This window comes from Cohnella baijiui, assembly GCF_020731285.1.
Classification (GTDB): domain Bacteria; phylum Bacillota; class Bacilli; order Paenibacillales; family Paenibacillaceae; genus Cohnella.
Window position 1 is genome coordinate 264,204 of the sequence record NZ_JAJFOW010000005.1, and the last position, 23,164, is coordinate 287,367.

Consider the following 23,164-nt stretch of genomic DNA (forward strand, 5'->3'; position numbering starts at 1 on the left):
CTCCGCGTTTCTCCGTTAGGGGCATCTTCGGCCGTTCGGCCGCGGAATGCGGTCGAACGGGCCTCGGCCCTCGCTTCCAGCGCGGCAGGCGCGGTTCGCAGCGGACGGCGGGGACGCCGCCTTCGCCGGCGCCGTCGTTCGCGCGTAAACGGACCAGCCCTCTACTCGGAGCAGGCGGGTCCGTTTTTTATGAAGAGAGAGCCGTCGCTTTCCCTTTCGGGAAGGCGGCGAAAAGAGAGGGGAATGCAGGATGAGTCCAACGCTTACGGGCAAAACGATCGTGCTGGGCATTACCGGAGGGATCGCGGCATACAAGGCGGCTACCCTATGCAGCCGGCTGGTCGGTCTCGGCGCAGAGGTCCGGGTCATCATGACCGAAGGCGCGACCAAGTTCATCGCTCCGCTGACGCTGCAGACGCTTTCCCGCCACCCGGTGGCCACCGACGTCTTCGACGAGCGAGACGCTTCCGTCGTCCAGCATATCGACTGGGCGGATGCGGCGGACCTCGTCATCGTGGCGCCGGCAACCGCCAATCTCATCGGCAAGCTGGCCCACGGGATCGCCGACGATATGCTGAGCACGACGCTGCTCGCGACGACTGCCCCCGTGCTGGTCGCGCCGGCGATGAACGTTCACATGCTCGCGCACCCGGCCGTGCAGATCAACCTGGATACGCTGGCGCGCCGCGGCGTCCGGTTCGTGGAGTCGGGCACCGGACAGCTCGCCTGCGGCTACGTCGGCAAAGGCAGGCTCGCCGAGCCGGACGAAATCGTTTCGGTTATCGTGGAGCTGCTCGCCGGGCCGCGTCCGTTGGCCGGCCGGCGGGTGCTGATCACGGCGGGCGGCACGATCGAGCGGCTCGATCCGGTCCGCTACATCACGAACGACTCGTCCGGCAAGATGGGCTTCGCCCTGGCGGAGTCCGCGAGGGGTCTCGGCGCCGACGTGACGCTTGTCTGCGCGCGGACCGACGGCCCGCCGCCGCCCGGCGTGACCGTCGTATACACGGAGTCCGCGGCCGACATGCACGAGGCTGTCCTCGCGCGGATGCCGACGACCGACTTTGTCGTGAAGGCGGCGGCCGTCGCCGATTACCGTCCGGCGCAGCGGCAGCCTTCGAAGATGAAGAAGGGCGCCGAGCGGATGACGCTCGAGCTCGTGCGCAACCCCGATATTCTGCAGGCGATCGGGGATTGGAAAGCCAGGGTGGCCGGGAACGGCCCCGCGCCGTTCGTCATCGGCTTCGCGGCGGAGACGGACGATACCGAGCGCCACGCGATGGACAAGCTGAAGCGCAAGCGCTGCGACCTGATCGTCGCCAACGACGTTTCCCAGGCGGGCGCGGGCTTCGGAACGGATACGAATATCGTCAGCGTGTACGGGGAAGAAGGGCTCGTCGCCGCGCTGCCGCTGCAATCCAAGCGCGCCGTCGCCGACCGGATCTGGGAGCTGGCCATCGCGCGCGCGGAACGGCGGGACGGACCGACCGACGGCGGGAAGGGGCCGGGAGCATGAAGATCGCCCGCGTCATCGTCGACGTGCCTAGCCGGGAGACGGACCGGCCGTTCGACTATCTCGTGCCCGAACGGCTGGCGGACTGGGTCGAGACGGGCAGCCGCGTCGCGGTCCCGTTCGGCGGTCGGACGCTCCAGGGCATCGTGCTCGGCTCGGCCGGCGAAGCGGAGGTCGACCCGTCCCGGCTGAAGCCGATCGCCGATGTGCTGGACGCCGTGCCGCCGTTGTCGGAGGAGCTGGTGGAGATCGGCCTCTGGATGAGCCGACGTTGGTTATGCCCGTTGACGGTCGCGCTGCAGGCGATGCTGCCCGCGGCGCTTAAGGGCCGGACCGAGAAATACATTTCGCCCGCGCCGGACGCGGCGTGGACGGTATTGGAGATGTCCGTTTACGCCGATTTTTTGCGCGCCTTGGAAAGCGGCGGGCCGGTGAAGCTGTCGCAGCTGCTTCAGCAGCATCCCGAGCGGGCCGACATCGTGAAGATGTGGGTGAAAGAAGGCAAGCTCGAGGAGCGGCAGAAGGTCGAGGACCGGTTGTCGGTCAAAACGGTGCTGACCGTGTTCACCCCCGCCGAGTCCGAGCTTAGGCAAGCTTTGGACGCGCTGCCGGCTCGGGCGGCCAAGCAGAAGGAGCTGCTTTCGTATTTGCTGGCGCATCCGGAGCCGGTCGCCCAGTCCGTCCTGGCCGAAGCGGTCGGCACGACGACCGCCGCGATCCGCGCTCTCGCGGATAAAGGCGTCCTCGAGGTGCGGGCCGTGACAGCCGAGCGCGATCCGTATGCGGACCGCAGCTTCGCGCCGTCCGCGCCGCTGCCGCTCACGCCCGCCCAACGGGAGGCGTACGCGCCGATCGCCGAAGCGGTCGAGTCCAGGAGGCACGAGACATTTCTGCTGCACGGGGTGACCGGCAGCGGCAAGACCGAGATCTATCTGCAGGCGATCGACCGGGCGCTCGCGCAAGGCCGCGAGGCGATCGTGCTCGTGCCGGAAATCGCGCTCACTCCGCAGATGGTGGAACGGTTCAAGGGGCGGTTCGGCGCGCGCGTCGCCGTCCTGCACAGCCGTCTCTCGAACGGCGAGCGCTACGACGAATGGCGCAAAATCCGGGAAGGCCGGGCGCAGGTAGCGGTCGGCGCGCGGTCGGCGGTATTCGCCCCGTTTACCCGGCTAGGACTACTTATTATCGACGAGGAGCACGAGACGACGTACAAGCAGGAGGAGAGCCCCAAGTATCATGCCCGCGACGTCGCAATCGAACGGGGCCGGCTGAACGGAGCCGCCGTCGTGCTCGGGTCGGCCACGCCGTCGCTGGAAACGTATGGGGCGGCGACCGGCGCCGCGCCCGCGTTGGGGGAAGGGGACGAGGCTGTCCGCCCGGTCTACGTCCCGCTGCCGCAGCGGGTGGCCGACCGGCCGCTGCCGCGCGTGAGCATCGTCGACATGCGGGAGGAACTGCGGCTCGGCAACCGGGCGATGTTCAGCCGCGCGCTCGCCGACGCGCTGCGGACGCGGCTCGAGCGCGGCGAGCAGTCGGTGCTGCTGCTGAACAGGCGCGGCTACGCGACGTTCGTCATGTGCCGATCCTGCGGCTACACGGCAATGTGCCCGCACTGCGACATCGCGCTGACCTACCACCGCGGCTCGCAGAATCTCCGGTGCCACTACTGCGGCTACGCGGAGCGGGAGCCGGACAAATGCCCGTCCTGCGAAAGCCCGCACATCCGCTTTTTCGGCACCGGAACGCAGAAGGTTGAGGAAGCGCTGGCCGAGACGTTCCCGGGCATCCGGGTCATCCGCATGGACGTCGACACGACGACGGAAAAAGGCTCGCACGAGCGCTGGCTGACGGCGTTCCGCGAGCGCCGGGCGGACGTGCTGCTCGGCACGCAGATGGTGGCGAAGGGGTTGGACTTCCCCCACGTGACGCTGGTTGGCGTGCTCGCGGCGGACGCCGCGCTCCGGCTGCCGGACTTCCGGGCGGCGGAGCGCACGTTTCAACTGCTCACCCAGGTCGCCGGACGGGCGGGCCGCCACGAGCTGCCGGGCGAAGTGATCGTGCAGACGTACGAACCGGAGCACGAGTCGATCTCGTCCGTGGAGCATCACGACTACCGCGGCTTCACGGCCAAGGAACTCGGCCATCGCCGGGCGCTCGGCTATCCGCCCTACGGACGGCTGCTCACGCTGACGTTGTCGCACGAGCAGGTGCCGCTGCTGTTGTCGATGGGCCAGTCGTTCGCGGCCAAGATGCGGGAGCGGGCGGCGAAGGAGGGGTTGGGCGGAGACGATCCGAACGCGCCGCGGGCCGCCGAGGTGCTCGGACCGGTTCCGTCGCCGATTCCGAGATTGAAAGATCGCTACCGTTTTCAATGTATGGTAAAATATCGGGGAGACGTAGACGCGCGCGCCTGGGCGGCGGAGACGCTGAAGGAGCTGGCTGAGACGGCTAAGCGCCACGGCGTGCAGCTCGGCGTGGACGTCGACCCGCAAATGATGTTGTAAAAAAGGAAGGTTGAGCGCGATGTCCATTCGTTTGATCGTGAAGCATCCCGATGACGTTCTGCGCGAACGCGCGCAGGAAGTGACGAAGTTTAACGCCAATTTGCACAAGCTGCTGGACGACATGGCCGATACGATGTACGATGCGGACGGCGTCGGCCTGGCAGCGCCGCAGGTGGGCATCTCGAAGCGGGTCATCGTCGTCGACGCAGACGAGGAACACGGTCTGATCGAGCTGGTCAATCCGGAGGTCGTCTCCCAGGAAGGGGAGCAATTCGGACCGGAAGGGTGTCTCAGCATTCCCGGACTGCAGGGCGACGTACGGCGCGCGCTGAAGGTGAAGGTCAAAGGCCAGGACCGGCACGGCAATCCTGTCGAGTACGAAGGCTCGGAGCTGCTCGCCCGCGCGTTCCTGCACGAGATCGATCACCTGAACGGCGTGCTGTTCATCGATATCGCCGAGTCGATCTACGAGCGCAAGGCGCCGGAACCGGACGAAGCGCAGGATTGACGCCGCCCCCGGGGCGGACCAAGGCTCTCCGAAGAAGGCGGTCCCCGTTTCCGGCGGCGTTGGACGGATCGATGCGAGGAATCGCGAACTACGCGAGATAGGATGACATCTATGTTGAAGATCGTATTTATGGGGACGCCGGAGTTCGCCGTCCCTTCGCTGCGCGCGCTGCTGGACGTGTCCGACGTGGAAGTGGCGGGCGTCGTTACGCAGCCCGACCGGCCGAAGGGGCGCAAGCGCGAGCTGACCCCGCCGCCGGTCAAAGCGTTCGCCCTGGAGCGGGGTCTCCGGGTGCTGCAGCCGGAGCGCATGCGCGCGCCCGAAGCGGTTGCGGCGGTGGCGGAGCTGGCGCCGGATCTCATCGTGACCGCCGCGTACGGGCAGATTTTGCCGCGCGGCGTGCTGGAGCTGCCGCGTCTCGGCTGCGTCAACGTTCACGGCTCGCTGCTGCCCCGGTACCGGGGAGGCGCGCCGATTCAGCGCTCGGTCATCGACGGCGAGTCCAAGACCGGCGTCACGCTGATGTACATGGCCGAAGGGCTCGACACGGGCGACATGATCGCCAAGGTCGAAGTGCCGATCACCGACGAAGACTCGTCGGGCACGATGTTCGCGAAGCTGAGCGAGGCCGGCGCCGAGCTGCTTATGCAGTGGCTGCCGCGGCTTGCAGACGGCACCGCGCCGCGCGAGCCGCAGGACGACGCCTTGGCGACCTACGCGCCCAATCTGACGCGGGACGACGAGCGGCTGGACTGGAGCGCCCCGTCGCGCGCCGTTTTCAACCGCGTGCGGGGGCTGTCGCCGATGGCGGGCGCGTTCACGACGCTGGGCGGCGAGGTGTTCAAAGTGTGGGGCGTGCGCGCGCCCGTAGCGGCGGACGCCGACCTGCGCGCCGCGTGGAGCGACCAGCCGCCCGGGACGGTGTTGGACAGCGGCGCCGACGGCATTCGCGTGCGGACGGGCGACGGCAGCGTCGTGCTGACCGAGGTGCAGCCGGCCGGCAAGAAGGCGCTGCCCGCGGCCGATTATGCGAGAGGCGCCAGGCTGGCGTTCGGAACGGTGCTCGGATAGAGCGCCGTTTTTCGTTTGGTGAGGCGGAACGAGGAAGCGCGGAGCGCGGAGTGCCTCGAGCAGGCAATGGCGGCCGAAGAAGGAGTCGTGGACGCCTACATGGGGGCTGTGGCGGCAAGATCGGCCGAAGAAGGAGTCATAGACTCCTACATGGAGGCTGCGGTGGCAAAATCGGCCGAAGAAGGAGTCGTGGACGCCTACATGGAGGCTGCGGCGGCAAGATCGGCCGAATCGAGCAAGCGCCAAAGTGTGTATGTAAACTACTTACATTCAACGAAATGGTCGAGCAAGCGCCAAAGTGCGTATGCAAACTACCTACATTCAACGAAATGGTCGAGCAAGCGCCAAAGTGCGTACGCAAACTACCTACATTCATCGAATTGGTCGAGTAAGCGCCAAAGTGCGTATGCAAACTACCTACATTCAACGAAATGGTCGAGCAAGCGCCAAAGTGCGTACGCAAACTACCTACATTCATCGAATTGGTCGAGTAAGCGCCAATGTACGTATGTAAACTACCTACATTCGTCGAAGAAGCCAGTCCGGCACCAAAGTGCGTATGCAAACTACCTACAACGATCGAAATGACCGGCGAAGCCGCACGCTGCTCGGCTTGAAAACGGGAGCATCGGCGCATTTCGCAATTTTCATAGACGAACGGGATATACTCGAGAGGAACGGACGATGGCGGCGCCATTGCCCGCGGCCCGTCTCGAAAGGAACGAGGTGCGGATTTGGAAGGACAAAACAATTCGAAGCGCTCCTTCGCCCAACTGGCGAAGGCGGCTAGCCCGCGGACGGAAAGCCGACCCGGCGGTCCGCCGTCCAGAAGCGGACAAAGCACCGGCAAACTGCCGGCCAAAAGCGGACAAGGTGCCAGCGATCAGTCATCAAGAGTCGCGCATGACGCCGGCAAACAGCCGCACAAAGGCGCCCGAAGCACCCGCAATCAGCCAGCTCAAAGCGGACAAGATGCCAGCGAATGGCCGTTCAAAACGGCACCGGCCACTGGCGATCGGCCGCACAAAGGCGCCCAAAGCGCCGCCAAACAACCGTACAAAGGCGCCCAAAGCGCCGCCAAACAACCGCACAAAGGCGCCCAAAGCGCCGCCAAACAACCGCACAAAAGCGCCCAAAGCACAGCCAAACAGCCGCGCATTGATGCCCAAAGCGCCGCCAAACAACCGCACAATAACGCCAAAAGCGTCGGCAAACAGCCGAACATAGGCGCCCAAAGCGCCCACAATCGGCCGCCCAAAAGCGCCTCGGGCGCCCGCAAGCAGCCGGCCACCGCGCGGGAGGTGGCACTCCAAGTGGTGCTTCGCGTCGAGGAGAAGGGTGCCTACAGCGGCCTGGAACTGAATCGTACGCTGACGGAGGCCGGGCTGTCCCGCGCGGACGCGGGACTTGCCACCGAGCTTGTCTACGGGACGATCCAGCGACTGCGCACGATCGACTACGTGCTCGCGGCGCGCGTAAAAGGCTGGCCCGCGAAGCTCGAGCCGTGGGTGCGCTGCCTGCTGCGCCTGAGCTACTACCAGCTCCGCTGGCTCGACCGCGTGCCCGCGCACGCCGTCACGGACGAGGCGGTCCGCATCGCCAAGCGGCGCGGACACGCGGGCATCGCCGGCCTCGTCAACGGCGTGCTGCGCGGCCTGCTGCGCGAAGGCGTGGCGCCCCCGCTGCCCGCCGATCTGCCGGCGGTAGAGCGCATCGCGCTCGAGCATAGCTACCCGAGCTGGCTCGTCGCACGCTGGATAGCCGCCTACGGCGAAGCCGCGGCTGAAGCGATGTGCGCGGCGGGCAACACGCCGCCCCACGTTTCGGGCCGCGTGAACCGCACCCGCGCGTCGCGGAAGGACCTGCTCGCGCGGATGGCGGAAGCAGGCGTGGAGGCGCGGCCGTCGGCGCTGACGGCGGAAGGGATCGTCGCTTCGCGGGTGGGAAGCCTCGCGTCGACGCCCTGGTTCGCCGAAGGGTTACTGTCGGTGCAGGACGAGAGCTCGATGCTCGTCGCCGCCGTATGCGACCCCCGGCCGGGCATGCGCGTGCTCGACTGCTGCGCAGCGCCGGGCGGCAAGGCGGCGCACCTGGCGGAGCGGATGGACGGACGAGGCGAAGTCGTCGCCAACGACGTGCACGCGCACAAGGAGGCGCTCATCCGCGAGCAGGTGGAGCGACTTGGGCTGTCCAACGTGACGACCCGCGTCGGGGACGCGGAGACGCTGGCGGAACGCCTGCCGGCGGGCGCGATGGACGTCGTGCTGCTGGACGCGCCCTGCTCCGGGCTCGGCGTCATTCGGCGCAAGCCCGAGATCAAGTGGAACAAGCGGTCCGAGGACATCGCGAGCCTGGCATCGCTGCAGCGCCGGCTGCTCGCGTCGGCGGGCGACATGGTGAAGCCGGGCGGCACGCTCGTCTACAGCACGTGCACGATCGCGCCCGAGGAGAACGAGGAGACGGTGCGCGCGTTTCTCCGGGACCGTCCCGATTTCGCGCTCGATCCGGCATGGCCGGAGGAGACGCTCGCGCCGCTGCGAACGGCCGGCGCGCTGCCCGCCCCGTTCAAGGGAATGGTTCAGCTGCTGCCCCAGCACTTCGGCAGCGACGGGTTTTTTATCGCCCGATTGCGACGCAAATAAGGCCGCACCTGCGAATCTTCTGCGGGAGGGGCGTTTATGGTAAAATAGAGCGAATGGTGGTGACTTCCCTTGTTAAAAAACAAAGATTACGTTCCCGCTGACGGGAAACCTTTCATTTACGATTATACGCTCGAGCAGCTGCAGGACTGGGTCAAGGCGCAGGGCGAGCCCGCTTTCCGCGCCGGTCAAATCTACGATTGGCTGTACGTGAAGCGCGCGACCGACTTCGACGGGATGTCGAACCTCTCCAAGGCGCTGCGCGAGAAGCTCGCGGACAGCTTTAATTTCGTTACGCTGACCGAGATCACGAAGCTGGAGTCCAAGGACGGCACGGTGAAGTTCCTGTTCGGCCTCGCGGACAATCACGCGATCGAGACGGTCATCATGCGGCACAACTACGGCAACAGCGTCTGCGTCACGACGCAGGTCGGCTGCCGGATCGGATGCACGTTTTGCGCCTCGACGCTCGGCGGCTTGAAGCGCAACCTGACGGCCGGCGAGATCGTCGCCCAGGTCGTCAAGGCGCAGCAGCTGCTCGACCCCGAAGGCGAACGGGTATCGAGCATCGTAATCATGGGCTCGGGCGAACCGTTCGAGAACTACGACGCGACGATGACGTTCCTGCGCCAGATGACGCACCCGAAGGGGCTGAACATCGGACAGCGGCACATCACGGTGTCGACGAGCGGCATCGTGCCCAACATGCTCAAGTTCGCCGACGAGAACACGCAGATCAATCTGGCGATCTCGATCCACGCGCCGAACGACACGCTGCGCTCCAAGCTGATGCCGGTTAACCGCCGCTACCCGTTCGAGGAAGTGATGGACGCCTGTCGCTACTACATCGAGAAGACGGGCCGCCGGATCACGTTCGAGTACGCGCTGATCGGCAGCGTGAACGACCGGCCCGAGCACGCGGAGGAGTTGGCCAAGGTGCTGCAGGGCATGCTCTGCCACGTCAACCTGATCCCCGTCAATTACGTGCCCGAGCGCGACTACGTCCGGACGCCGCGGGACGACATCTTCGAATTCCATCGCATCCTGGAGCGCCGGAACATCAACGCCACGATCCGGCGGGAGCAGGGACACGACATCGCGGCCGCTTGCGGCCAGCTGCGGGCGAAGCATATGGAGACACAGGCGAGGTGACGCGGTTGAGAACAGCGCTTAGAAGCCACATCGGACGAGTCCGGCAAGTAAACGAAGACCGTGCGTGGATCGGCACCGTCTCGAGCGGCTTGACCGCGGCAGCGGTGGCCGACGGCATGGGCGGGCACAACGCCGGCGACGTGGCGAGCACGATCGCCATCGACACGTTGTCCCGGTCGCTTTCGCTCTGGGCTTCGGACCTGTCCGAAGAAGCGAGCGAGAGCAAGCTCCGGGATTTGATCCTGAAGGCGAACGCCGCCGTTTTCGAAGCGGCGGAGAGCCATGCCCAGTACCACAACATGGGCACGACGGTCATCCTCGCCCTCGTGGACGAGAAGGAGGGGCTCATCGGCCATATCGGCGACAGCCGGGTATACCGCATCCGCGGCGGCGCCATCGAGCAGCTCACCGAGGACCATACGCTCGTGAACGAGCTCGCCAAGTCCGGGCAGCTGAGCCCCGAGGAAGCAGCCAACCATCCCCGCCGCAACGTGCTGATGCGGGCGCTCGGCACCGACCGCGACGTCGCCGTCGATGTCATGCGGATCGACATGCTGCCCGGCGACCGGCTGCTGCTTTGCAGCGACGGCCTTAGCAATCTCGTCGAGCGGGAGACGATCCTTGGGACGCTGACGGCGCCGGATCTCGATCTGGAGCAGGCGGCAGACCGGCTCATTGCCCTGGCGCTCGAAGGGGGCGGCTACGACAACGTCACCGTCGCCCTGATCGACTACGTGCCGGCCGACGCCGCAGAAGGAGGTGCCCCATGATCGGACATCTGCTCAGCGGACGCTACGAGATCATGAACCGCGTCGGCGGCGGGGGCATGGCGCTCGTTTACAAGGCGCGGGACATCCTCCTGAACCGCTTCGTCGCCGTAAAGGTGCTCCGGCAGCAGTTCGTGCACGACGACGAGTTCGTCCGCCGGTTCCGCCGGGAGGCGCAGGCCGCGGCGTCGCTGTCCCACCCGAACATCGTCAGCATTTACGACGTCGGCCAAGAGGACGACACGCACTATATCATTATGGAATACGTGGACGGCGCCAACCTGAACGAAATCATCCGCGACCGGGCCCCGCTCCAAGCCGCGGAAGCCGTGCGCATCGCCAGCCAGATCTGCGACGCGCTCGATCACGCCCATCATAGCCAGATCATTCATCGCGATATCAAGCCTCATAACATCCTGATCGGCAAAAACGGGCGGGTTAAGGTGACGGACTTCGGCATCGCGCGGGCCGTAACGGCTTCGACGATCACGCAGACGGGCTCGGTCGTAGGCTCGGTCCATTACTTTTCTCCCGAGCACGCGAAAGGCGTGGCGACCGGCGAAAAGTCGGACATCTATTCGCTGGGCATCGTGCTCTACCAGATGCTGACGGGCCGGCTGCCTTTCCTCGGCGAGAGTCCGATCAGCGTCGCGCTCAAGCATCTGCAGGAGCCGTTCGAGGAGCCGCGGCTCGTCAACCCGCACATCCCGCAAAGCGTGGAGAACATTATCCTCCGGGCGATGCGCAAAAATCCGCAGGAGCGTTACCGCTCCGCGCAGGAGATGCTCGCGGATCTGGAGACGTGCCTGCAGCCGCAGCGGCTGAACGAGCCGCGCGCGCAGTTCGGCGAGGACGCGGACGAGGGAGAGCAAACGCGCGTCATTCCGGCGATCCGGCCCAACATGGGCACGTCGGCGGGCGACACGATCATCAAGAAAGGCTCGGAAAGCGAGCGGCGGGACGAGCCGGAGCCCGAGCGGCGCAGGCGCCGCTGGGTGATGCCGACCGTCTTCGGGCTGCTGGCCGCCTTGTTGATCGGCATTTTGCTGTGGGCCGTGTTTTACCTGAAGGGGCAGCTCAGCCCTTCGGACGTTCAGGTGCCGACCGTCGTCGGCGACACGCTGGAGGATGCTCGCACCAAGCTGGAGGGGGTCGGGCTGAAGGTCGCCGACCCCGTCCTGAAGGAAGCCAGCAGCGAGGTGGAGGAGAACCACGTCATCCGGCAGTCCAAGCAGGATATGGCCGTCAAGGAAGGCTCCTCCGTTACGCTGACGGTGAGCACCGGCCCCGAGCTGCCGACGATGGAGGCGCTGAAGGGCAAAATGTACAACGACGCCGTCGACATCTTGAAGGGCCTCGGCCTGACGACGGACGTCGTCAAAAACGAAGTGTTCGACGAGAGCGATCCGGGCACGGTGCTGGACCAGAAGCCGGCGGCGGGCGAGACGTTCGACCCGGCCAAGGACACGGTCACGCTGACCGTCAGCAAAGGGCTGGAGTCGTTCCCGATGCCGAACCTGATCAGTATGACGCTCGCCGAAGTGAAAGCCGAGTTGGCGAAGTACAACCTCAAGCTGCCGGACCGCAACATCTTCCAGGAGCCGAGCTACACGACCAAAGGCAAGGTGTTCAAGCAATTCCCGGCCGAGCAGAACGAAACGGTTCAGGCCGGCACCGAGGTGCAGATCTGGATCAGCAGCGGATTCCCGGCGGACGCCAAGCAGAAGTCGGTGCCCGTAACGGTGTCGCCGGTCGAAGGGAAGTCGAGCACGATCAAGATCGTCGTCACCGACGCGCTCGGCGACAGCCATGTCGTCTGGGGACCGAAAAAGATTTCCGCCACGACGACGATTCCGGTGAAGGTCGTGCTGTCGCCGGGGCAGCAGGGGCTTATCATGGTGTTCCGGGACGACCAGTATTTCGACAGCATCCCGGTCCCGTACGAGGACGCGCCGGTCATCGTCGATCCGCCGTCGTCGCCGGATCCTACCACGACGGACGATCCGAACGCCGGCACCGATAATGGCACGAACCAGGACGGCGGACAATGAGCAAAGGGGATTTCGACGCATGCCCGTAGGCACGATCGTGAAGGCGCTAAGCGGATATTATTACGTGCAGGGCGATGAGGCAGAAGCCACGGTGCAGTGCCGCGCTCGCGGCATCTTCAAGAAGCGCGGGGAGTCTCCGCTCGTCGGGGACCGCGTCGTCTTCGGCGAGACGGAGAACGGCGAAGGCACGGTGGACGAGATTATGCCGCGCCGGACGTCGCTCGTCCGGCCGCCCGTGGCCAATGCGGACCTGGCGGTGCTCGTCTTCTCGGTTATCCGGCCGGAGCTTAACTTGCAGCTGCTCGACAAGTTCCTCGTGCATATAGAGCACGCGGGCCTGGACGCGCTGCTCGTGCTGACGAAGGCCGACGCGCTGGAGGCAGCGGAGGCCGCCGCCCGTATCCGCGGGGATGTGGAGGCCGCCAGACGGCTCTACGAGTCGATCGGCTACCGGGTGGTCGTGACCAGCTCCCGGCGAGGGGAGGGTCTCGAACCGCTGCGGCAGGAGCTGCACGGCCACGTGAGCGTGTTCGCCGGCCAGTCCGGGGTCGGCAAGTCCTCGCTTCTTAACGCTCTCGTGCCCGGACTCGCCCTCGAGACGAACGAGATCAGCGAGAAGCTCGGACGGGGCAAGCATACGACCCGGCACGTCGAGCTCGTGCAGGTGCCGGGCGGCGGCTTCGTGGCGGATACGCCAGGCTTCAGCCAACTGGACTTTCAGGAGCTGGGCGTGGAAGAGATCGGCGCCTGCTTCCGTGAATTCCGCGCGCTCGCGCCGGGCTGCAAGTTCCGGGGCTGCACGCACGTCCACGAGCCGTCGTGCGCGGTCCGGGAGGCGCTGGAGCGCGGCGAGGTCGCCGAAAGCCGCTACCGCCACTACGCGGAATTCATGACCGAATGGAAAGAAAAAGCGCGGAGGTACTAGACGATGGCCATTATCGCACCATCCATCCTGTCGGCGGACTTCGCGAGACTGGGAGAGGAAATCCGCGACGCCGAACGGGCCGGCGCGGACTGGATTCATATCGACATCATGGACGGACAGTACGTCCCGAATCTGACATTCGGGCCGCCGATCGTGGCGGCTGTCCGCTCCTACACGAAGCTGCCTTTCGACGTGCACCTGATGGTGCATACGCCGGAGCGGCTGTTCGCGGATTTGAAGGCCGCCGGAGCGGACCGGATCACGGTTCATGCCGAAGCCTGCGTTCACCTGCACCGGACGATCCACGCGATCCGGGAACTGGGTCTCGCCGCCGGCGTCGCCCTGAACCCGCATACGCCGCTGTCCGTGCTCGATTACGTGCTGGGGGATATCGATCTGGCGCTGATCATGACGGTAAACCCGGGCTTCGGCGGACAGTCGTTCATTCCCGCGATGCTGGACAAGATCCGCGCGCTGCGCGAATCGCTCGATGCGCGCGGTCTCGCCGCCACCCACATCGAGGTGGACGGCGGGATCAACGCCGAGACCGCGAAGCGCGTGACGGAGGCGGGCGCGAACGCGCTCGTCGCCGGCAACTTCATCTTCGCGCAGGCCGACCGCGCCCAGGCGATCGCGGCGCTCAAGGATGCGGCCGCCGGCTGAAATTTCGTCTCCCCTTCGGTATAGGGTCAAGCCTCTTTTGCATACATTGAATCAACGGCGCATGCGGATGAAGATGCGCGGCCGTATGTAGGCATGAGCGGCAAAGGCATTTGACCGGAGGAGGGTGGGAACGATGAAGTTTTACACCATCAAGCTGCCGAAGTTTTTGGGCGGATTCGTAAAAGCGCTCTTGAACACATTCCAAAAAAACTGACGCCTCCCGAGGAACCCGCGGTTCCCGGAGGCGCCGGCTCTGCCGGGAAGCCGCTTGCGACGGTCTGTGCAAGCTTGGCGAGGGCGAACCCGAACTTGCCGTAAACATAACAAAAAGCACCTGGCCTCCAGGTGCTTTTGTCATGCGCCGCGATCGCAGCGGAATTAGACGCGGGTTACTTTGCCGGATTTCAGGGCGCGTGTACTGACGTAGACGCGCTTCGGCTTTCCGTTCACCAAAATGCGAACCTTTTGTACGTTGACGCCCCACGAACGCTTGTTGTGGTTGTTGGCGTGCGAGACGTTGTTGCCGGAGCTCGGTTTCTTACCCGTGATATAACATTTGCGAGCCATTAAAATCCACCTCCCTACCAAGACCTTGCAGACACTTCTAATATCATAGCATACGGCCTAGGGGGTTGCAATCGGTTAAATCGGCTTCGAGCCGATGTTTTCGCATTATCGATGATCATAATAACCCGTGCACAATCCCTTTTTCTTCGACTTGGTCGAGCAGTGGTGCCCGCCGTGCTTACCCGGCTTCCCGCTGTGGGCCGGCGCCGCGCCGGCCGTGCCCAGGATGAGCGAAGCTGCGGGCAGAAACGCGATCGTTTTCTTCAGGTCCATCACCTGCCTGCCGGGCTCCATCGGATGGAGGACTTCTGCAACGTGCGGCGATTCCTACTGTAACCTGAGTTCGGATCTTGTTCAACCCTTCCGTTTTCCCGGGCCGTGACGGATGTGAACGAAACCTGGCAGGCGGTTTGACCGTATCCTTCCTCATACGGTATCATTCTTAAAACCGGGCAAGACGGGAAAATCGGCGCCCCGCTGCGCGAATGGGATGAACTTGAGGGTGCTTTATAGTACAATGAAGTATGGTCCATAATAGACCCATAAAGGAGTGAATTTCCATGCCTATGCAATTGGCGACGGAAAACGGGAAAATCGACGTAGCCGACCAAGTGATTTCCGTCATCGCGGGATCGGCGGCGATGGATTGTTATGGACTGGTGGGCATGGCCTCCCGCAAGCAACTGAAGGATGGCATCGCCGAGATGCTCGGCAGGGAGAACCTGTCGAAAGGGGTCGAGGTTCGCCGGGAAGGCGAGGCGCTCCACCTCGATTTGTACGTCATCGTGAGCTACGGGACCAAAATCTCGGAAGTGGCCCACAACATTCAATCCAAAGTCAAATACGTATTGGAAGAGGTCGTCGGGCTCGCAGTCGATCATGTGAACATTTTCGTTCAGGGCGTACGCGTTAATCGCTAGGCACGACCGGACGCAAGCAACGCAGATTCGACATCATCCGATCGCACCTCGGCTAATCGAACGTCGGCCTCGGCCGACCTTCGAATATGCCTTCGAAAAGGGGAATATTCATTGACGACGCGCAATTTGCACGGAACGGACTGGTCGGCGATGGTGCTGGCCGGCGCGGAGCGGCTCTCGCGCAACGCGGAGCTGATCAACGCGCTGAACGTGTTCCCGGTACCGGATGGGGATACGGGCACGAACATGAATCTGACCATGTCGGCCGGCGTGGCCGAATTGAAAAATAAACCCGCGGAGGAAGTCGGCCGCGCGGCCGAAGTGCTCTCCAAAGGACTGCTCATGGGGGCGCGTGGCAATTCGGGTGTGATCCTCTCGCAGTTGTTCCGAGGCTTCGCCCAGTCCGTCGCGGGGCAGCGTGAGCTCGGGGTGCCTGGGTTCGCAGCAGCTCTCCAACAGGGAGTTGATACCGCTTACAAGGCGGTCGTGAAGCCGGTGGAAGGCACCATCCTGACGGTGGCCCGCGAAGCCGCCCGCCACGGGCTCGCCCATTCCCGCAAGACGGAAGACCTGATCGAATGGATGAGCGAGGTTCATGCCAAAGCCGCCGAGACGCTCGCGCGGACGCCCGATATGCTGCCGGTGCTCAAGCAAGTGGGCGTCGTCGATTCCGGCGGACAGGGGCTCGTCTTTATATATGAAGGGTTTGTGCATTACCTGACGACCGCATGGGCGGGAGGCGCGGGCGCCGCGGGCTACCCGGCGTCGGCCCCCGTATTCGCCGCGCCGGCTCCGGTGCCGCCGTCGGCAAGTGCCGCAGCGGCGGCCGCTGCCGCTGCCTCGGTCCCTGCAAGAGCCGCCGCCCAGTCGAAGCTCGCGACGGAGTCGATCTGGTTCCCGTACGACATGGAGTTTTTCATCCGCCGGCCTTCCGCGCACGCCCCGTTTCCGGAGGCGGCCTTCCGCAAGGCGCTCGAACGCGACGGCGACTCCATCATCCTGATCGCGGACGGCGACATCGTGAAGGTGCACGTCCATTCCCGCCGTCCGGGCGACGTGCTGAACGCCGCGCTGGCTTACGGGGAGCTGACCAACTTCCATATCCTCAACATGCAGGACCAGCATCGCGACCTGCTGCGTCCGGAGCAGGCGCCCCGCGTGAACGCGCCCTACACGGAGGAGGCGGAGGCGCTTGGCTTCGAAGCGGCATCCGGCATTCCGCCGGTGACCGAAGGCTACGCGGGCGAATCCGCCGCGCCGGCCGAAGAGGCGCATCCGCTCGCCCATGAGATGGCGCCGTTCGGGGTCGTCGCGGTCAGCGTCGGCGAAGGCAACGCGGAGCTGTTCCGCAGCCTCGGCGTGGACATCGTTATCTCCGGCGGCCAAAGCATGAATCCGAGCACCGAGGATCTGATGCAAGCGATTCAGTCGCTCGCCGCCGAGCATATTTTCGTGCTTCCGAACAATCCGAACATCCTGCTCGCCGCCAAGCAGGCGCAGGAGCTGGCGGACCGGCCTGTCACGGTCGTCCCGACGCGCAGCATCCCCCAAGGGATGGCCGCGATGCTGGCGTTTCAGGAGGAGCAGACGCCGGCGTACAACGCCGATCGGATGGAGAAGGCGATCCAGCGCGTGCTGTCCGGCTCGGTCACCCAGGCGGTCCGGGACACGGTCATGGACGGGGTCGAGATCCGGGGCGGGCAGCATATCGGCATCCTCGACAAGAAGATCGTCGCGGCGGCGGACACCGTCATTGGCGCGGCGCGGGCGCTGCTGGAGGAGATGATGTCCGCCGGCGACGAGACGGTCATGGTGCTGGGCGGCGCCGACGCGGACGAGGCCGACACGCGGGACCTGCTCGGCTGGCTGGCCGAGCGGTATCCGGACGCCGAAGTCGAGAGCCACGCGGGCGGACAGCCCCTGTACCCGTATCTGATCCTGGTCGAGCAATGAGGAGAGAGGAAGGAGAATGCCGGTGAGCGAAGTGGTACTGGTAACGGACAGCACGGCGGACATTCCGCAGGAAACCCGGGAACGTCTGGGCATCGAGATGGTGCCGCTGCAAGTGCTTTTCGGCGAGGAGAGCTATCTGGATCACGTCACGCTCTCTCCCGCCCAATTTTATGAGCGGCTGAAGGCGTTTGGCGGCATGCCGAAGACGTCCCAGCCTTCGCCGGCCGAGTTTCTGAGCGTTTACGAGCGGATCGTCGCGGAAGGGAAGTCGGTCGTCTCCGTGCACCTGTCCTCGGCCTTCAGCGGAACGTACCAGTCGGCCGTGCTTGCCGAGTCGATGCTGGAAGGCAAAGGCCGCGTCACGGTCATCGACTCGCGCTCGGCCTCCTACGGCTACGGCATGATGGTGGTGAAGGCCGCCGAGATGGCCCGCCAGGGCGCGAAGCACGACGAGATCGTCGCGGAAATCGGGCGGCTGCGCAAGGAGATGCGGCTGTATTTCCTGGTCGATACGCTCGAGTATTTGCAGCGCGGCGGCCGGATCGGCAAGGCGGCGGCGCTGTTCGGCACGCTGCTGAACATCAAGCCGATCCTGACGATCGGGGACGACGGCGTCATTTACCCGGTTGACAAGGTACGGGGGCAAAAAAGGGCGTTCGCGCGCATCGCGGAGCTGATCGAAACGGACTTCGGGACGGGGCCGATCGAGCTGTTGATCGTCGATACGCCGGGCGATACGGAGGTTGCCGACGAGTTGACCGAGATGCTGAAGTCGCGGTTCGACGTGCGGCGGTTCCACCGGTCGGAGGTCGGCTCGGTCATCGGCGCGCATGCCGGACCGGGTACCGTCGGCTTGTTTGTACTACCCGCCGGGACGGCCTAAGGCCGGCTTCGGGGCGGGGCGATAACGGAGTGGATGGACATGGAGACGGATTTGTTTGCCATCCCGATCGAGGCCATGAAGGGCGTGAGCGCTCCCAAAGCGGGAGAGCTTCACGCCTTAGGCGTTTCCACGGTCGGCGATCTGATCGAATACTATCCGTTCCGGTACGAGGATTACCGGGTGCGGGCGCTGCACGAGGTGAAGGACGGGGAAAAGATCACCGTCCAGGGCACGATCGCGGCGCACGCGTCGCTGCAGCGGTTCGGCGGCAAAAGCCGCCTGATCTGCCGCGTCACCGTGGAGGGGCTGCTGCTCACGGCCGTCTGGTTCAACCGCGCCTTTCTGAAGGACCAGATGGAGGTCGGCCGCGACATCATCCTGACGGGCAAATGGGATCAGCGCCGCCGGCAGCTGACCGTCGCCGAATCGGAGTTCCCGGACCGCGGCGGCGGCCGCTCGGGGACGCTGCAGCCGGTCTACTCGGTCGCCGGCAGCTTGACGCAGTCCTGGATGCGGCAGAAGATCGACCGCGCGCTCGACCAATACGGCGCGATGATTCCCGAGCTGCTGCCGGCGGAGCTGCTCGACCGGCACCGGCTCATGCCGCGGCGCGAGGCGATTCACCGGATCCATCGTCCGGAAAACACGAACGAAGGACAGGAGGCCCGGCGCCGCATGGTGTACGAGGAGCTGTTCCTGTTCGAGCTGAAACTGCAGGCGTACCGGGCGCTGAACCGCAAGACGCCGGACGGGATCGCGCACAAGATCAGCGGCGAGGACATCCGCGCGTTCGCGGCCGCGCTGCCCTTCGAGCTGACCGAAGGCCAGAAGCAGGTCATTAACGAAATTACGCACGACATGAAGCAGCCGTTCGCGATGAACCGGCTGCTGCAGGGCGACGTCGGCGCCGGCAAAACCGTCGTCGCCGCGGTCGCGCTGTACGCGACCGTCCGCCACGGCTGCCAGGGCGCGCTCATGGTGCCGACGGAAATTTTGGCGGAGCAGCACGCGCGGTCGCTCGGCCGGCTGTTCGAGCCCCACGGCATCCAGGTGGCGCTGCTCACCGGGAGCATGACCGAACGCAAGCGGAAGGACGCGCTCGCCGCCTTGCAGATGGGCCTGATCGACATCGTCATCGGCACGCACGCGCTGATCCAGGAGGACGTCTTTTTCCGGCGGCTCGGGCTCGTCGTGACGGACGAGCAGCACCGGTTCGGCGTCAACCAGCGCAGCATTTTGCGGCGCAAGGGGCTGAACCCGGACGTGCTCATGATGACCGCGACGCCGATCCCGCGAACGCTCGCCATCACCGTCTTCGGCGACATGGACGTATCCACGATTCGGGAGCGGCCGAAGGGGCGCAAGCCGATCAAGACGTATTGGGTCAAGCACGACAAGATGGACCGCGTCCTCAGCTTCATCCGGCGCGAAGCGGAGCTTGGGCACCAGACGTTTTTTATTTGCCCGCTCATCGAGGAGTCGGAAAAGCTGGACGTGCAAAACGCCATCGACCTGCACGCGCAGCTGCGGCTCGCGCTGCCGGACCTGCAGATCGGACTGCTGCACGGCCGCATGTCGGCGGCGGAGAAGGACGCGGCGATGTCGACGTTTGCCGAGGGCGGGACGTCGGTGCTCGTCTCGACGACGGTCATCGAGGTCGGCGTCGACGTGCCGAATGCGACGCTGATGATCGTCATGGACGCGGACCGGTTCGGCCTATCGCAGCTGCACCAGCTGAGGGGGCGGGTCGGTCGGAGCGATCGGCAGTCCTACTGCGTGCTGATCGCCGACCCGAAGTCGGAGAACGGGCTCGAGCGCATGCAGGCGATGACGGATACCGACGACGGCTTCGAGATCGCCCGGCGCGATTTGGAGCTGCGGGGACCCGGGGAATTTTTCGGAACCAGGCAAAGCGGTGTGCCGGAGTTTAGGCTGGCCAATCTGATCAACGACTTCGCCGTGCTGGAGCAGGCGCGCGACGACGCGGCCGCGCTCGCGGCGGACCCGGCGTTTTGGTCGTCGCCGGCTTATGCCGGCCTGCGGGACGACCTCGCGCGCGAGGCACGGGCCGGCAGAGAGGCGCTGGACTGAGATATGAATCGTTAACTTAGCCGCATCTATCAATGAAACCGGCCTGTGAACCTGCGCGTCCCCGCAGTTCGCAGGCCCTATTTTTAGCTCTTCGCGATTCCTTCCAAAAAACTTACCCAGTGCTTATTTTATAAAATTCTTTATTGTGCTTTTTGAAATAACTGCATGATAGATGAAAACGAATAAGTATCCCATTCCTAACATGCAAATGGGGATCGCGGAAAAGAAATATCTTGGCGTGGGAGCAAAAGGCAAATAAGCAACGAAACTTATAAAACCGAGCAACGCGGGGGTACATATTTCTTTGGTTTTGTACTGAATAGACATGACGATCATCCCTAAGAATCCCATAAAAACAACAATATAATGCAAAAGCCGAATCGTCGGTTCATTCGCAACCTGGTTATTGCCGGGCCAGATCGCTTTGATTAAATACCAAGATTTTCCCCATGTGTACCAACTGGCGTAAAGTAAAGGCTGCTTTGTAAACCCGCTCTTTATTCTCTCCATTGCCATTGTTTTCATCATAGCGGGATCTTGACTCACATCTATTTTGGGTGCCGCATTAAAGGGATAGGTTCCCCATAATAATGGATTTCCGCCTTGCTCAGCCAGCATTACGAATTTTCCTAAAGAAACGTAATTTCTAACGATCCAGGGCGACATTACAATTCCAAAGCCTAAGAGCAATAATAATAACGTCCGTAACGTTTTCCTAAGCTCGTTTTTGTTTAGAATCAAAAGATAAAGGCAGTAAACGAGGATAAAAGGAAATATGGCTGGTCGAATGAGTACGCAAATCGCAAATGCGAACCCGGAAATGAAATGAAATAAATGGTTAAAACGTGATCCGTTATAGGAAAGGGTTAGAAAAAGAATAAATAATAGGAATACGAATGTATAGAGCGTTTCCGTCAAGAGAAAGGATGAAGAATAAATAAAAGATGGATGAAATAACATTAAAATCATGACGAAAAGGGATATATGTTTGTTTTTGATGATAGGTAGCGAGATGTTGTACAAAATTAGAGCACTTCCAACAGAAAGGATCGCTTGAAATATTCTTATCGGCTCTATAGGGATGTAAGCTTCGTTAAATCCAAAAATCCAATAAAATACAGCAATGAATAAGGGATATCCCGGTGTCGTAAACGCATTTGAAACATGCGAATAAGAATAAGGAGTATAACCGTAAATACCCTCATAAAGTAGTTGTTTTACCATCTTGTCGTAACCGATTTCATCCCCTGCAAGCGTTCCTCCCCAGTTCATCACGCTTAATCTGATAATGAAACCTATGACTAATAGAGAAGTTATCATTATTTTTCGGTTGACTTTCATTTTTAACGGCTTCTCTCCCTTTATTTCAATCGCGAGTATCGATTTAGACTATACGGAATCATTTCGCGGAGAGTTGCACTCGGAATTCTTAATATTTGCTTAATTGCCATTTTGAACAAATCAAAATGGTCTTCGAATGGGCTTGTCGTCAGCGGCGGACGGCGCTTTTCGGAGGGACATTTCGCCTCCTTCCCGGCATAGGATAGAACGAAGAGTGCCCGAAGGGAAGTGACCGAGATGAGCTGGCAAAAATTCGGCATCCGACCGGATTTGGTCGAGCGCGTGAAATTCAAAATGAAAAATCCGGCGACCAAGGACCGCATGAAGGCGCTGCTGGACGGCGTCAACAAGTTCGATCTGCAGGACCGGGCGAAGGTCAAACGCCTCGTCAAGTCGGCAGGCCGCATCCTGAACGAACCGCTCACGGACGTGCAGGAGGAGCAGCTCGTCAGCTTCGTGCTGGCGCAAAGGATCGACCCAAAAAACACGCTGCACCTGATCCGGCTGTGGGCGATGTTCCGCTAAGTCCGGGCGCTGCGACCGGGCGAAATCGCGCGCAAGGCGCGCAGACGCCGCGTAATCCGGCTAACGCCGGAAATCGCCTCGCCAACCAACGAAGCCGCATCCCGATCGACGGGATGCGGCTTCGTTCGTTTCCGCCGGGCGAAAAGCGCATAAGAGCCCCTGCGCAGGTACAACCTACATCCGATTACGACCTTGACGACCGGTTCCTTCGGCTGCGAACGAGAGAAGCCTTCTCGGATAAAGGAACATTTACAGCTTAGGAGGGAATACACGATGAAAAAATGGGTCGCGCTGCTGACCGTCCTCGTCTGGTGCTGGGGGATTGCCGTTCCGGCCGCCGCGGCGCAGGGCGTTTCGGAGCCGTACCACTTCGGGTTCAAAAAGAGCAAAAACGGGCAGCTTCCCTCGATCGCCGAAGAAGGCTTCATGAGCGTCGTGCGGAAGCACCAAGCCGTTTTTCTCGGGGATACGACCCAAAAAGAGCTCTATCTGACGTTCGACAACGGGTACGAGAACGGCTTTACGGCCGAGATTCTCGATCTGCTGAAGGCCAAAAGGGTTCCGGCGGCTTTTTTCGTCACCGGGCATTATGTGAAGGATCAGCCGGAGCTGGTCAAGCGCATGGCCGCCGAGGGGCATGTCGTGGGCAATCATTCTTGGAGCCATCCGGATATGACGCGGTTGTCGTCCGCCCAAATCAAGGACGAGTTGGAGAAGGTCCGACTGGCGGTCGCGGAGCTGACGGGCCGGCAGGAAATGCCGTTCCTGCGTCCGCCGCGAGGCATATTCGGCGATCGTATGCTGGCCGCATGCCGGGAGTATGGCTATACGAACGTCTTTTGGTCGGTCGCGTACAAGGATTGGGACGTGAAGCAGCAGAAGGGGGCGGACTTCGCCTACAACAGCGTCATGGGGCAACTGCATCCTGGCGCCGTCATGCTTCTCCATTCGGTATCGAGCGACAATGCCCGCGCGCTCGGCAGAATCATCGACGACGCCCGCAAGCAAGGCTACGAGTTCAAAAGTCTTCATCAGATGCTGGTCAAAAGCTACCGCTGACGCGCGTGCCGAGGCTTTTCGCTCCTTCGGGG

General features: G+C 63.1%; 22 protein-coding genes. 17 read left to right on the top strand and 5 right to left on the bottom strand.

Annotated elements, in window-relative coordinates:
* Nucleotides 1-250 precede the first annotated feature (250 nt).
* From coaBC to fmt, 4 genes are all read left to right on the top strand, one after another.
* Nucleotides 251-1,516, top strand: a complete 1,266-nt coding sequence (gene coaBC / locus LKX83_RS07975) for a bifunctional phosphopantothenoylcysteine decarboxylase/phosphopantothenate--cysteine ligase CoaBC (RefSeq protein ID WP_227881637.1) — start codon at nt 251-253, stop codon at nt 1,514-1,516.
* Nucleotides 1,513-4,017, top strand: coding sequence for a primosomal protein N' (gene priA, locus LKX83_RS07980; protein WP_227881638.1), 2,505 nt, complete (start codon nt 1,513-1,515; stop codon nt 4,015-4,017). Before coaBC ends, priA begins: the two co-directional genes overlap by 4 nt.
* Before the next feature lie 19 nt (nt 4,018-4,036).
* Nucleotides 4,037-4,525, top strand: a complete 489-nt coding sequence (gene def / locus LKX83_RS07985; RefSeq protein ID WP_227881639.1) for a peptide deformylase — start codon at nt 4,037-4,039, stop codon at nt 4,523-4,525.
* A gap of 114 nt (nt 4,526-4,639) precedes the next feature.
* Nucleotides 4,640-5,596 (top strand): methionyl-tRNA formyltransferase, encoded by a 957-nt coding sequence (fmt, locus tag LKX83_RS07990; protein ID WP_227881696.1) that lies wholly within the window; start codon nt 4,640-4,642, stop codon nt 5,594-5,596.
* A gap of 136 nt (nt 5,597-5,732) precedes the next feature.
* On the opposite strand, the gene LKX83_RS07995 is transcribed toward fmt, so the two are convergent.
* Nucleotides 5,733-6,293 (bottom strand): hypothetical protein, encoded by a 561-nt coding sequence (locus tag LKX83_RS07995; protein WP_227881640.1) that lies wholly within the window; start codon nt 6,291-6,293, stop codon nt 5,733-5,735.
* A 193-nt stretch (nt 6,294-6,486) separates the two neighbouring features.
* Nucleotides 6,487-6,840 (bottom strand): hypothetical protein, encoded by a 354-nt coding sequence (locus LKX83_RS08000; protein WP_227881701.1) that lies wholly within the window; start codon nt 6,838-6,840, stop codon nt 6,487-6,489.
* A gap of 57 nt (nt 6,841-6,897) precedes the next feature.
* On the opposite strand from LKX83_RS08000, the gene rsmB reads away from it, so the two are divergent.
* The 7 genes from rsmB to spoVM all read left to right on the top strand — a co-directional run bounded on the left by rsmB (nt 6,898) and on the right by spoVM (nt 14,007).
* The gene (gene rsmB / locus LKX83_RS08005; RefSeq protein ID WP_227881697.1) at nt 6,898-8,238 is read left to right on the top strand and encodes a 16S rRNA (cytosine(967)-C(5))-methyltransferase RsmB; all 1,341 of its coding nucleotides are present in this window, start codon (nt 6,898-6,900) and stop codon (nt 8,236-8,238) included.
* Nucleotides 8,239-8,307: 69 nt separating this feature from the next.
* Complete coding sequence (rlmN, locus tag LKX83_RS08010; protein WP_227881641.1) at nt 8,308-9,387, top strand: dual-specificity RNA methyltransferase RlmN; 1,080 nt, start codon at nt 8,308-8,310, stop codon at nt 9,385-9,387.
* 5 nt (nt 9,388-9,392) lie between these two features.
* Nucleotides 9,393-10,157: a Stp1/IreP family PP2C-type Ser/Thr phosphatase gene (locus LKX83_RS08015; protein WP_227881698.1), complete on the top strand. Its 765-nt coding sequence runs from the start codon at nt 9,393-9,395 to the stop codon at nt 10,155-10,157.
* Nucleotides 10,154-12,205 (top strand): Stk1 family PASTA domain-containing Ser/Thr kinase, encoded by a 2,052-nt coding sequence (gene pknB, locus LKX83_RS08020; RefSeq protein WP_227881642.1) that lies wholly within the window; start codon nt 10,154-10,156, stop codon nt 12,203-12,205. The genes LKX83_RS08015 and pknB overlap by 4 nt, the downstream gene beginning before the upstream one ends.
* 19 nt (nt 12,206-12,224) lie before the next feature.
* Complete coding sequence (rsgA, locus tag LKX83_RS08025; RefSeq protein ID WP_227881643.1) at nt 12,225-13,130, top strand: ribosome small subunit-dependent GTPase A; 906 nt, start codon at nt 12,225-12,227, stop codon at nt 13,128-13,130.
* A 3-nt stretch (nt 13,131-13,133) separates the two neighbouring features.
* Entirely contained in the window at nt 13,134-13,793 is a 660-nt protein-coding gene (gene rpe, locus LKX83_RS08030; RefSeq protein ID WP_227881644.1) for a ribulose-phosphate 3-epimerase, read from the top strand.
* Between the two features lie 133 nt (nt 13,794-13,926).
* A complete protein-coding gene (gene spoVM / locus LKX83_RS08035) occupies nt 13,927-14,007 on the top strand; it encodes a stage V sporulation protein SpoVM (protein WP_123039970.1) in 81 nt (26 codons plus the stop codon).
* A 164-nt stretch (nt 14,008-14,171) separates the two neighbouring features.
* On the opposite strand, the gene rpmB is transcribed toward spoVM, so the two are convergent.
* A complete protein-coding gene (gene rpmB, locus LKX83_RS08040; RefSeq protein ID WP_185121791.1) occupies nt 14,172-14,360 on the bottom strand; it encodes a 50S ribosomal protein L28 in 189 nt (62 codons plus the stop codon).
* Between the two features lie 105 nt (nt 14,361-14,465).
* Nucleotides 14,466-14,654 carry a YHYH domain-containing protein gene (locus LKX83_RS08045; RefSeq protein WP_227881645.1) on the bottom strand — a complete coding sequence of 63 codons (189 nt, stop codon included), beginning with the start codon at nt 14,652-14,654 and terminating at the stop codon, nt 14,466-14,468.
* A 266-nt stretch (nt 14,655-14,920) separates the two neighbouring features.
* On the opposite strand from LKX83_RS08045, the gene LKX83_RS08050 reads away from it, so the two are divergent.
* From LKX83_RS08050 to recG, 4 genes are all read left to right on the top strand, one after another.
* Nucleotides 14,921-15,280: an Asp23/Gls24 family envelope stress response protein gene (locus LKX83_RS08050; protein WP_227881646.1), complete on the top strand. Its 360-nt coding sequence runs from the start codon at nt 14,921-14,923 to the stop codon at nt 15,278-15,280.
* Between the two features lie 111 nt (nt 15,281-15,391).
* Nucleotides 15,392-17,233, top strand: a complete 1,842-nt coding sequence (locus tag LKX83_RS08055) for a DAK2 domain-containing protein (protein WP_227881647.1) — start codon at nt 15,392-15,394, stop codon at nt 17,231-17,233.
* A gap of 22 nt (nt 17,234-17,255) precedes the next feature.
* Nucleotides 17,256-18,116 carry a DegV family protein gene (locus tag LKX83_RS08060; protein ID WP_227881648.1) on the top strand — a complete coding sequence of 287 codons (861 nt, stop codon included), beginning with the start codon at nt 17,256-17,258 and terminating at the stop codon, nt 18,114-18,116.
* A gap of 39 nt (nt 18,117-18,155) precedes the next feature.
* Nucleotides 18,156-20,207: an ATP-dependent DNA helicase RecG gene (gene recG, locus LKX83_RS08065; RefSeq protein ID WP_227881649.1), complete on the top strand. Its 2,052-nt coding sequence runs from the start codon at nt 18,156-18,158 to the stop codon at nt 20,205-20,207.
* A gap of 123 nt (nt 20,208-20,330) precedes the next feature.
* Here recG and LKX83_RS08070 read toward each other — a convergent pair whose 3' ends face one another.
* Nucleotides 20,331-21,548, bottom strand: a complete 1,218-nt coding sequence (locus LKX83_RS08070) for a glycosyltransferase family 39 protein (protein WP_227881650.1) — start codon at nt 21,546-21,548, stop codon at nt 20,331-20,333.
* 237 nt (nt 21,549-21,785) lie between these two features.
* Between LKX83_RS08070 and LKX83_RS08075 the strand changes: the two genes are divergently transcribed.
* Together LKX83_RS08075 and pdaA are read left to right on the top strand one after the other, a co-directional pair.
* Complete coding sequence (locus LKX83_RS08075) at nt 21,786-22,073, top strand: stage VI sporulation protein F (RefSeq protein WP_227881651.1); 288 nt, start codon at nt 21,786-21,788, stop codon at nt 22,071-22,073.
* 273 nt (nt 22,074-22,346) lie between these two features.
* Nucleotides 22,347-23,132, top strand: a complete 786-nt coding sequence (gene pdaA, locus LKX83_RS08080; RefSeq protein ID WP_227881652.1) for a delta-lactam-biosynthetic de-N-acetylase — start codon at nt 22,347-22,349, stop codon at nt 23,130-23,132.
* Nucleotides 23,133-23,164 lie beyond the last annotated feature (32 nt).